Here is a 10,391-nt window from a genome sequence, read left to right as displayed (position 1 = left end):
ATAAAAAAGGCCCCGGAGAACCGGGACCTTTGTTCAGATCATTTATCAGTAAACGTAAAATCCAAAACTTATTCTGTGGGCAACCGCTCCAGGTCGATCTGCGGCGCGCGGCCCGTAGCCGGGCGCGTGAGCACGTCGCCCTTGCGGGTGGTGCCCAGTTCGCGGAAACCGCCGGAGAACATGTAGAACCAGCCGTTCTCGAGGCCGGCGCCGATGTCGAAGCGCGGGTGCTTTTCGGGATCGGCGGTGGTGGAAAAGCGCGATTGCGTCAGCTCCAGCCAGTTGCCGGCGGCCGTGCGCACCCATTGGTTGCCGTACCGGGCCCTGAAAAGATCGTTACCGTTGGCACCGAAGTTTTCCACGAAGGAATATAAACCGCTGAGGTATTTGCCGCCGGATTTGGGCTTGTCCCAGGTGGCCATGAACTTCCATTTATCCGCGGCCGGGTCGAAGAACCAGGCGGAATAGGTGGTATTATCGCCCGAGGGTTTGGCGTGCAGCAGGAGCTTATACCTGGTTTCGGCTTTCCAGGGGAAGCGCCAGAAGCTTTGTCCGCCGGACCCTTCGTTCCCGAAATCATTGATGACCACATCGGCGCCTTTTGTCAGGAGTTTCACGCGGTAATCTTCCGGGATCTGTTTGGGATCGTCTGTATGGAACGCGCTCCAGACCGAGAACAGCACGCGGCGCTCGGTGGGCGAATTGATCTGGATGCCGAAGTAGCCGCCGTTCCAGCCGTTGACCATATAATAGGCATGGAGGGGCTGGGCGTTTTCGGGCACGGAGATTTCGTTATAGAACCATTCCACGAGCGTGTCTTTCGGCACCGGGTACGCGAGGTGCGTGGCCGGAGCGCCGCGGTACTGGCTGTTATTGGCGCGAATGGCGGAGGCGGCTTCGCCGGAAAGGACGAGGGAACGAATAGCGGGCAGGCGGGTGCTGGATTTGCCGGCCGCGGCGATGGTCACTTCCTGGTAACCGGTTTTCGTGACCCGGAAAGTGGCGGCGGGGACGATGGCGATGCCGGATGTTGGCGCGCAGTCCACCATTTTCGTTTTTCCGCCGAAGCTGATGTTGAGTTTCACGGGATGGGCGGTTTCCATCTTCAGCGCGATGTTCAATTCTCCCGTTTTATCCGCCACGAAAAAGGTCTTGACATATGTGCCGGCGCTTTTCCAACCCGTGAGCCCGCTGCGCCCGATGCGGCCGGCTTCGCGGTTACCGGCGGGATACAGATAGCCGCTGCCGGAAAGCGTCACTTCCGAAGTATCGGCCACCGGCGCGGGGCCGGCAGCTGCGTGCAGATGCAGGAGGCCTGCCAGCGGTAATGCCAGGAGGCTGCGAAAGTTTATCATCATACAAATGTTCAGTAACAATAAAAAGTGGTTACAATATACGCCCCAGGTCCTCCGGATCATAGCATTGGCCGATAAAAGACGGCGACGGGAGAAAAAATGGCGGCGGCCCGGCGGGATTTGTCTGTCGACCGTCAGGTCATGATCCGGAAATCCAGCGGCGAAATGCCTATCTTTGCCTATCGTCAAGCCATGAAAACATTCAACGTACCGATCATATACCGCAGTCCGCTGATTTCTGCCATCAAACAGCAACGGAAACAGGACGACCGCATGAAGAAAGACTTTACGCCTACCCGGCTGGAATTTGGGCCGCTTACGATTTTGCTGGCCCGGCATTTCGGGTTTTGCTACGGCGTGGAAAATGCCATCGAGATCGCCTTCCGGACGGTGGACGAAAATGAAGGGAAGCGGATATTCCTGCTGAGCGAAATGATCCACAACCCCCAGGTCAACAGCGACCTGCTATCGCGCGGGGTGCAATTTCTCATGGACACTTCCGGCAAGCAGCTCATTCCCTGGGAATCTTTACGGTCGGACGATATCGTGATCATCCCCGCTTTCGGCACCACGCTGGAGATCGAATCGCGGCTGGAATCCCTCGGCATCGCGCCCCTCAAATACAATACGACCTGTCCGTTCGTGGAACGCGTGTGGAACAAGGCCGAGCAGATCGGCCAGAAATCCTACACGGTGATCGTGCACGGCAAGCCGAAGCATGAGGAAACCCGGGCCACGTTCTCCCACAGCCGCTCGCATACGCCGACGGTGGTGGTGAAAGACATGGCGCAGACGCATCGCCTCGCCGCTTACATCCGGGAAGAAATTCCGGCGGAAAACTTTTACGAAGAGTTCAAGGGCCAATACAGCGAAGGGTTCGACGTTACCCGGCACCTCCAGCGCGTAGGCGTGGTGAACCAGACTACCATGCTCGCTTCCGAAACGCAGGCCATCGCCGATTACGTTCGCCAGGCCATTCAGGAACATTACCAGTTGCCCGACGAGCGCATCGCCGAGCGTTTCGCCGACACGCGCGACACGCTTTGCTACGCTACCAACGATAACCAGACCGCCGTTACCGGGATGCTCAACGAGCCGGCAGACCTTGCCATCGTGGTAGGCGGGTATAACAGCTCGAACACCTCGCACCTCGTGGAGCTGTGCGAAGCGCAACTGCCTACGTTCTTCATTTCTTCCGAAGAAAAACTCATCTCGCAAAACGAACTGCTGCATTACGATTTCCACCGCCACGAGGAGCTCCGCAGCACCGGTTACCTGCCTTCGAAAGAGAAGGTCACGCTCCTGCTCACGAGCGGCGCTTCCTGCCCCGATGCCATCGTGGAAGGAGTGATCCGCAAGCTGGCGGGGTTTTATGGGTTGGAGCACCTGGTCGACGAGACCGCCGCGGCCTGGTCCTAATTAGACAACCTTACTGACCAACAAAGCATTGAGATACATGAAAAAAGCACCGCCGAACGGTGCTTTTTTTCTTTGGGGGTAATCAAACGCTAGTAATGCAGAGAAAATTAATTTTGGGGCCTGGCAACAAACATGGTGATTAATGCTGGTACAAAAGTACTATCGCGCACAAACGCCCGCAACCGGGAATTAATATCCGGTACCCATAACCGCATAACTGGCGGCTGAAAAGTGAAAATTGGATGCTAAAACGGCTTAAAAGTGCATGGCCTTGCGCAGGAACTCCGCTTTGCGTCTGCGGGACACTTCCACCTGCGTACCATCGCTCATGAGCGCAAATCCGCCCTCACCCTGGATGTAGCTGTCCATTTGCTGGAGGTTGATAAGATGGGAATTGTGGACGCGGAAGAAATCCACGTCGGTGAGCAGTTCCTCGAATTCCTTGAGCGGTTTGGAAACGAGGAGTTGCTTGCGGTCGGTGAAGAAAATCTTGGTGTAGTTGCCGGTGGATTCGCAGCGGACGATTTGCTGGACGGGCATAAACACCAGGCCGTTGATGGTCGGGAGCGCTATTTTTTTGTTCGTTTGCTGGAGGGTTTTCATGTTCTGCAAAAACATTTCCAGCGGCGCCATGCCCGGCTCCGGCCGGTTTTGCCGGCGCTCGTGGAACTTGCGCAGCGCCTCCTGCAGCTCCTGGATGCTGAAAGGTTTGAGGAGATAGTCGAGCGCGTTGAACTTGATCGCTTTGAGGGCGTATTGTTCGTAAGCGGTGGTAAAGATCACGTCGAAGGGGATACGGTCGAATTGTTTGAGCAGCTCGAACCCGTTTTGATGGGGCATTTCCACATCGAGGAACACCAGGTCGGGACGCAGCTCGTCGATCACGTTGCGGGCTTCCTGTACGCTTTTCACGCCGGCGAGCACCGTAACGTCCGGACATTTCTTGGTCAACATCGTATGCAATGCCTCGATGCAGTGCTGTTCGTCGTCTACAATTATGGTCCTGATTTCGCTCATGTAGGAATGTTTATGCAGTTAAAATAGAAACTCCGCGGGCAGAACGATGCGTACCTTCGTGCCTGCTGCCTCCCCTTCCGGCCCGTGAAGGTCGGTGATTTCCACGTTCGCGTCTTTGGTGTTATTGATTTTCCGGATGAGGGCAATACGCCCTTCCGTTACTTTCATGCCCATGGAATTATGGAGCCTGTCTTTCTTCTCCCGGATTTCCATCGCCAGCTTCCGCCCGATCCCGTTATCCGTCACCGTCACTTCCAGAATCCTTCCCTTCAATCCTACTTCTATATCCAGCCGTCCTTTTTCCGATCTATGCACCAACCCGTGCCAGATGGCGTTTTCCACATACGGTTGGATGATCATCGGTGGAATGAGGACCTCTTCTTCATTGATCTCATCGTCCACGAAAATATGATAATCGAACATATGGTTGCAACGCAGCGCTTCCAGGTCGAGGTACAGCCGCAGGGAATCCAGCTCCTTATTGAGCGGGATGAAGGTGTGCTGGCTGTTGTCGAGGATCATGCGCATGAGCTTGGAAAACTTCGTAAGGTATTCCGACGCTTCTTCCTGGTTATTGCTCCAGATGTAGCGATGGATGGAGTTGAGGGAATTGAAGATGAAATGCGGGTTCATCTGCGACCGCAGTGACCGCAGCTCGAGCTGGAGCGTTTGGCGGTTGGCCTGCAGGTTGCGGTGGCGGATGTAGAAGAACCCGCCGACGATGAGCATGAACAGGAACCCCGCCAGGGCGATCACGAGCGCCAGGTTCCGGCGGATGCGGAGCTGGTTGATCTCCTGGTCTTTCTGCAGTTCCTTGATCCGGTTGTCTTTCTGATGCACCTCATGCAGGGCTTTCATCTGCGCAAACTCAGTACTGGTGCGTTCTTCGAGGATACTGTCCTTATACTGGAGCGAAAGCTGCGTATTATCGAGGGATTTGGCGAATTCGCCGGCGCGTTTGTAATTGTCGGCCATGGCCTTGTACCCTTCCTGGAGGATGTAATTGAACGTCCAGGTATGCCCCATGTCCAGCGCCTGCTGGATGTATTTACGGGCTTCGGGGAGCTTGCCTTCGTCGTTGAGGAGGCGGCCGATGGAGAGGTAATTTTCGGCCAGGTGTACCTTGTCTTCCACCTTTTCATTGGCCGTGAGTGCCTTTTGCAGGTAGGTCATGGCGGCGGCGTTGTTGCCTTTTTTCTGCCAGGCCGTGCCGAGGCAGGTGTAGCAGATGGCCATGCCGGTATGATTGTTCAGCTGCTGGTTCACGGCCAGGGAGCGTTCGTAGAAATCGATGGCTTTATCGAGCTGGTTGAGCCCTTCGTACGCATAGCCCAAATTGCCGAGGTTGATGGCTACGCCGAGCGGATTGTCGGATTTCTGTTCGAGGTCGAGCGCGCGGGTGAATTCGCGGATGGCGGCCTCGTATTTGGCGTCTGAGAGGTAAATGTTGCCGATGGAGTTGATGGCGACGGTCAGCGACCGGGTCTCGTTGATCCTTTCGGCGATTTTCAGGGCCTGGAAGTGGTGTTCGAAGGCTTTTTCGAGCATTTCGCGGCGGCGGTAGTCGACGCCCACGTTGTTGTGCGAGGTGGCGATAAGGCGTTCGTTCTTGCTTTCGATCGCGGCTTTGAGGGCTTTCTCGTGGTATTCGGTGGCGAGGATGTACTGGGATTTGTTGCGGCGGGAGGTGCCGATGTCGTTATAGGCTTCGGCCTGGCCTTTCGGGTAGCGGAGGCGGCCGGAAAGGGCCAGGGCTTCCTGGAGGAAGGGGTTATCCCGCCCCGACTGGTCGAAATACCGGTACATGGACCTGGATTTGGCCAGGTAGGCGTTCACTTTGGCAGTATCGTCGTGCAGGGCGCGGATGGAGTCCAGGGTGCGGAAAACCCGCACGGAATCCTGTGCCGAGGCACTTACCATGAAATATAGCTGCAGTGAGAGCAGGACGATGAACCTATTGAGAAACATGCTTAAAGGTGCAAACAGCCTTCACAAGTTAAAATTTAATTGCGATATCCCGAACCTTCCAGAAAAAGTGAAGGGGCGAAAGAATTCGCCCCTTTCCTATTAACCGAATACACCTACTGAAAATATGAATCGGGGCGGGTATCGCCACCGGTCCACATTGATTTTACAAGCCAGCCTGCCAGATGGGCATGGCGGCGCGAAATATATTTCAGCGTTCATTATTATACGGTTAATAGCATGGTCTTTTAACTGGATGCAGTCCGGATATGGCTCAAAAGCCTTTGGACAATCACAAAAACCGCTGATTGCTGCGATGGCACGTTGCCGGCGGCGCAGCGCGGCGTCCGGGAACATGAGTCAACAGGTTGACTGGCAACAAAGTAGCAGGTTTTTTTCCAGGAATAAAGTCACAGGTCCAAATTTCGGGCGGCATACAATGTTCATGATCCCTATTGGGAAAATGACGCCAAGACCATTAATTATGCAGGAATTTCGGAGGATGAGGTTAAGGAGGTATAGTATCGTTACCTAAAGGTAATAACGTTTTTTTGATATACAAAAAAAATCAGGAGGAATGTGCCATGATCGCGTCTTCCACCCATTGCGACACGAGATCGAGCTGTTCATCCATCGTGAGGTTGCTGTTATCGAGGATGATGGCGTCGTCTGCTTTGCGGAGGGGGCTAACGGCGCGGTTGGAGTCGATATAATCGCGGAGCTCGAGGTTTTCCTTGACTTCGTGGAGCGAGATATTGGGGTTCTTGGCGTAGAGCTCCTTGAACCGGCGTTGCACGCGCACGGCAGGGTCTGCCGTCATGAAGATTTTCAGTTCTGCATGGGGGAACACGACGGTGCCGATATCCCTTCCATCCATCACGATCCCTTTCGCGGCGCCCATTTGCTGCTGCTGGGCAACGGCAAATTCCCGCACTTCGCGTACCGCCGCCACTTCGCTCACTTTTTCCGCCACCACCATCTCCCGGATCATGGGCTCGACGTTCTCTTCGTTGAGGTACATATCGCTCTGGCCGGTCAGCTGGTTGTAGACGAATTCGAGCTGGATACTTTCCAGTGCGGTTTTCACCTGGTAAGTGTCAGCCCAGTCCACACGATGCTGAATGAAATACAGGGTGATCGCGCGGTACATGGCACCGCTGTCGATATACAGATAATTCAGCTTCGCCGCCAGTTGTTTGGCCAGCGTGCTTTTCCCGCAGGAGGAATATCCGTCAATCGTAATGATGATCTTTTTCAAAGCCCGGTATTTTTAAGCGTGTGCAGCGTTGGGTAATCAGACACTGCAAATTTGCTGCAATTCCGGGAATTTAACAAGGATTTTGTTGTCTACCGCTCCAGCACCACGATCTTGAAGGTCCGCACCAGCCGGCCTGTCTGCCGGTCGTAAAATACCAGCACATAGGCCCCTTTCGCCAGGTTGTTCACGTAAATCGTCCGTTCCCCTTCGATCTGGTACTGTTCCATCACCTGCCCCACGCTGCTTACGATCTGCATGAGGAGCTTGGATTGCAGGCCGCGCACCCTCACCTGGAAGTTCCCGAAGTTGGGGTTGGGGAACACGTCGAGGCGGAGGAACGGCGGCACTTCGCGAATTTCCGTCACGCTTTCGCGGCCGCCATTGCGCGATACGGCGCGGATGCGGTAATAACTCCAGCCATCATGGCCGTTGGGGTCCACATATTTATAATCGAGCCGGGTGGTGGAGTTGCCGTTGGGGGCCATGGAAAAGACCTCCCCTACTTTCACGAAACCCGTGTCTTTATCCAGCCGCCGTTCGATGATGAATTTTTCGTTGTTCAGCTCGCGGGCCACCGACCACTCCAGCTGCACGAGCGATTCGTTGATGCGGTACGCGTTAAACACGATGAAAACGGCCGGTGCGTACGGACCGTACAGTATCGAGGCTTTCGTGAAGTATTCGTTGTTGCGGATGCCTTTGTTGAAGCGGCGCACGTGCATCGTGGCATTTCGCAGCGTGCCGGTAGTGGTGATGTTGCCCGCTGTGGGAAAGGATTCCGGCTCCACATTGTCCCAGGCGTTGTTGAGATAGCGGGATACATAGGAAGAGGCGCGCCAGGCGCTGTAATCGCGGCCTTCGTCGGCATCCATGTGCTGGATGGTGAGGCGCGTGTCCGACTCGTCCGTCCGCCCGCGGGCGATGTTCCAGGTTTTGTTGGTAAAGTCCAGTTTATTGACGAGGCCTGAAATGGCGTATTGGTACACGCTGTCGAACACGCGGGCGCGGAAATCGTCGGCCGGGCCGCTGTATTCGATCTGGAAGGGTGCGTAGCCCGCCGGGGATGAGCCGATGGGGAAAACGACCTTTCCGTCTGCGCCTTCTACCTGTTCGCGGAAGAGGAACCCTCCTGCGATGGCGGTGCCGGTCACGATGAAGGCCTGTTCGCTGTAGCCTGTTATCTGTCCGGGGTTGCCGTTCCCGATCACGAGGTTCCAGCCGTTGAGGAAGAGGTGGCCGGCGGTGAAATTGAGGGTATTGCGGATCTTGAGGTCTGTCAGGTCGGACATGATCAGCCCCAGCGGATTATTGATGTCGATATTGGGAAAAGTGGCACCGAGGCGGCTTACGGCATTATATCCCCCGAAAACCTGCTGCGAGCCCTGATTGCCGTACAGGGGATTGTTCCCGTAAAACCGGAACATGCCGCCCTTGCCTGTGGTGCCGTTGACGCTTTCGTCGGGCAGGGAAGCGCCGGCGCCGTTGCTCCACGATTTCCCGAAGAAATAGATGGATGCATTGTTGCCGGAACCGAGAGCGCCGTTATTCACCATGTTGCCGTAAACGCTGAAATTTTCTCCCGGGTTTACCTGCAAACGCTCTCCCGGCGCGATGTACACGGCCGCCTGTTGCGCTTTCGCGAGGAAAGGCAGGAAGGAAAAAGCGATGATCGTCGAAAAACGTTTCATGGTTTGGTATCGATTTTCTATTTGGCCATCACGACCCATTGCGTTGCCGTCATCTGTTGCAACATAATATTTTGGCCGTTTAAGTCGGCGAGAATGGATGTTGTTCCCCCTTCAATATTCCCACCGGCTACGGTATTGATGGTAATCGTTCTATTTGTCCCGCCTGATCTTCTGGCACGGATGTAAATGATCCTTCCAATTTGAGAGGCTCCGGTAGTAAGGGTTACCGTTAAAGTATTATCCACGTATATCCATAATGAATGATCATTATCCTGAATGGTATAGTTACCGGTGATCGATTTGATGTTTGCAATCACCATCCCCTGCATCCGCGTCCTTCCTTCCACCCGCAACGAATCTTCCACCACCGCATCTTTTTCGAAAGTGGCCGTAGATTGCGAACGGAGAGTACCGTCTATAGTCACAGGCCCGTGCATACGAATGTTGCCATCACCATGCAGGCGTAGCCTCGGCGTGTTATTCGTACTAAAAACGACGTTCCGGTTATTGGTCATATTGAAATTCAAACTGTCCGTCCCGGTGCTTTGGGCGTTAAACTGGACGGTAGCCGGGTGGCTGATGAATTTCTGCCATACCGAAGTGCCCAGGTTCGCAACTTCATTCCCCCGGAAATAGGCATTATGATCGTTCAGGTTGAATTGCCCGAAATACCCGCCGCCAACGGTTTGCAGCATCATGCTGAACCAGGCGCCTTCGTTGGGAATTGGATTTAGCGGTACCGCCTGCACGTCTGTCTGGAACACACCGCTTCCTTTGCTGACATATCCATTGTAGTCGCGGACAACTTCCCCTTCACCCGCGCCGGTCGTAGTAGCCATATATAAAGGCAGACCGCTTCGCTGTTTTCCGGAAACCACCCAGTTCGTACCATCGCTGACAAGGCGCAAGCTATAACCAGGCGTCAAAGCAACGGTAGGGTTGGCGGCATTTTGTGTACGAATATTAAATCCCGTGAAGTTTACGTTCGCGGTGCCATACGCCACCACCTCTATAGCGCGGCCTTTATAGTTAGCAGGATTTTGTAACGCAAAATTGGCATCCGTCGTGTTGTTCATGATCACGACGCTGTTGGAATCCGCCATGGCGAAGTTCCCCGTGGCCACGGCCACGTTGGTGGCGGTCGAACCGTTGACATGCAAAGCGGAATTCGGGTACAATGTGCCTACGCCCATCTTTCCCGTTTCCGTGATCCGCGCGTATTCGATGGCATTGGTTTTGAAAATGAGCGGCCGGGCGTCTGTGGTGCCCAAAAAGTTTAATGCGGGGTTAATGGTGGAATTGCCGGTCAGGTTCCAACCCGTGGAAGCGGCGTCGCTTACGGGTTTCCAGGTGCCACTGGAGCGGATGTATACTTTGTTGTCGGTGGTGTTGTAGATCATCATGCCCGCAGCGGCTGTATCCAGCGGGGCTTTGGTGAGCGCCGTTGCATTGACGCGGGGCAGCAGCAGGCCTTTGCGGGAGCTTTCCATTTCAAGGAGGGCGTCTCCACGGACGATGCCCGTATTGCCGCCGAGTTTAAGCTGAGCCTTTGCATCCTGCCCCGAGAAAAGGGCGGAAAGGAAGATGGATGCGGTGATGCTGCAAAGAGAGAAGGAAAATTTCATAGCGGGGGATTGTTGGATTATAAAGGAACGGCGGCGCATTCACCGCCGTTCCTTTCAATCGAAA

The 10,391-nt window shown here is 54.9% G+C and carries 7 protein-coding genes; 1 reads left to right on the top strand and 6 read right to left on the bottom strand.

All coding sequences use genetic code 11. The annotated features are described in order from the left end of the window. Nucleotides 1-68: 68 nt before the first annotated feature. Nucleotides 69-1,358: a DUF3472 domain-containing protein gene (locus tag ACQKLP_RS06180; RefSeq protein ID WP_427321073.1), complete on the bottom strand. Its 1,290-nt coding sequence runs from the start codon at nucleotides 1,356-1,358 to the stop codon at nucleotides 69-71. 189 nt (nucleotides 1,359-1,547) lie between these two features. Here ACQKLP_RS06180 and ACQKLP_RS06175 point away from each other — a divergent pair, with 189 nt between their 5' ends. Continuing rightward, nucleotides 1,548-2,774 carry a 4-hydroxy-3-methylbut-2-enyl diphosphate reductase gene (locus ACQKLP_RS06175; RefSeq protein WP_427321071.1) on the top strand — a complete coding sequence of 409 codons (1,227 nt, stop codon included), beginning with the start codon at nucleotides 1,548-1,550 and terminating at the stop codon, nucleotides 2,772-2,774. Between the two features lie 255 nt (nucleotides 2,775-3,029). Here the strand turns inward: ACQKLP_RS06175 and ACQKLP_RS06170 are convergent, their stop codons facing one another. From ACQKLP_RS06170 to ACQKLP_RS06150, 5 genes are all read right to left on the bottom strand, one after another. Beyond that, nucleotides 3,030-3,791 (bottom strand): LytR/AlgR family response regulator transcription factor, encoded by a 762-nt coding sequence (locus tag ACQKLP_RS06170; RefSeq protein WP_126245357.1) that lies wholly within the window; start codon nucleotides 3,789-3,791, stop codon nucleotides 3,030-3,032. Nucleotides 3,792-3,809: 18 nt separating this feature from the next. Beyond that, nucleotides 3,810-5,759 carry a tetratricopeptide repeat-containing sensor histidine kinase gene (locus tag ACQKLP_RS06165; protein WP_427321069.1) on the bottom strand — a complete coding sequence of 650 codons (1,950 nt, stop codon included), beginning with the start codon at nucleotides 5,757-5,759 and terminating at the stop codon, nucleotides 3,810-3,812. A 565-nt stretch (nucleotides 5,760-6,324) separates the two neighbouring features. Continuing rightward, a complete protein-coding gene (gene cmk, locus ACQKLP_RS06160; RefSeq protein WP_427321067.1) occupies nucleotides 6,325-7,014 on the bottom strand; it encodes a (d)CMP kinase in 690 nt (229 codons plus the stop codon). An 89-nt stretch (nucleotides 7,015-7,103) separates the two neighbouring features. After that, nucleotides 7,104-8,702 carry a T9SS type A sorting domain-containing protein gene (locus tag ACQKLP_RS06155; RefSeq protein WP_427321065.1) on the bottom strand — a complete coding sequence of 533 codons (1,599 nt, stop codon included), beginning with the start codon at nucleotides 8,700-8,702 and terminating at the stop codon, nucleotides 7,104-7,106. Between the two features lie 17 nt (nucleotides 8,703-8,719). Then, nucleotides 8,720-10,327 (bottom strand): hypothetical protein, encoded by a 1,608-nt coding sequence (locus ACQKLP_RS06150; protein ID WP_427321063.1) that lies wholly within the window; start codon nucleotides 10,325-10,327, stop codon nucleotides 8,720-8,722. Nucleotides 10,328-10,391: the final 64 nt, after the last annotated feature.

It is taken from the genome of Chitinophaga sp. NPDC101104, assembly GCF_050277495.1.
Classification (GTDB): domain Bacteria; phylum Bacteroidota; class Bacteroidia; order Chitinophagales; family Chitinophagaceae; genus Chitinophaga.
This window is presented reverse-complemented; position numbering and strand designations above follow the sequence as displayed.

Coding starts and splice junctions, on each gene's coding strand:
- ACQKLP_RS06180 (WP_427321073.1), bottom strand. CDS start 1,358: ATGATGATAAACTTTCGCAGCCTCCTGGCATTACCGCTGGCAGGCCTC.
- ACQKLP_RS06175 (WP_427321071.1), top strand. CDS start 1,548: ATGAAAACATTCAACGTACCGATCATATACCGCAGTCCGCTGATTTCT.
- ACQKLP_RS06170 (WP_126245357.1), bottom strand. CDS start 3,791: ATGAGCGAAATCAGGACCATAATTGTAGACGACGAACAGCACTGCATC.
- ACQKLP_RS06165 (WP_427321069.1), bottom strand. CDS start 5,759: ATGTTTCTCAATAGGTTCATCGTCCTGCTCTCACTGCAGCTATATTTC.
- ACQKLP_RS06155 (WP_427321065.1), bottom strand. CDS start 8,702: ATGAAACGTTTTTCGACGATCATCGCTTTTTCCTTCCTGCCTTTCCTC.
- ACQKLP_RS06150 (WP_427321063.1), bottom strand. CDS start 10,327: ATGAAATTTTCCTTCTCTCTTTGCAGCATCACCGCATCCATCTTCCTT.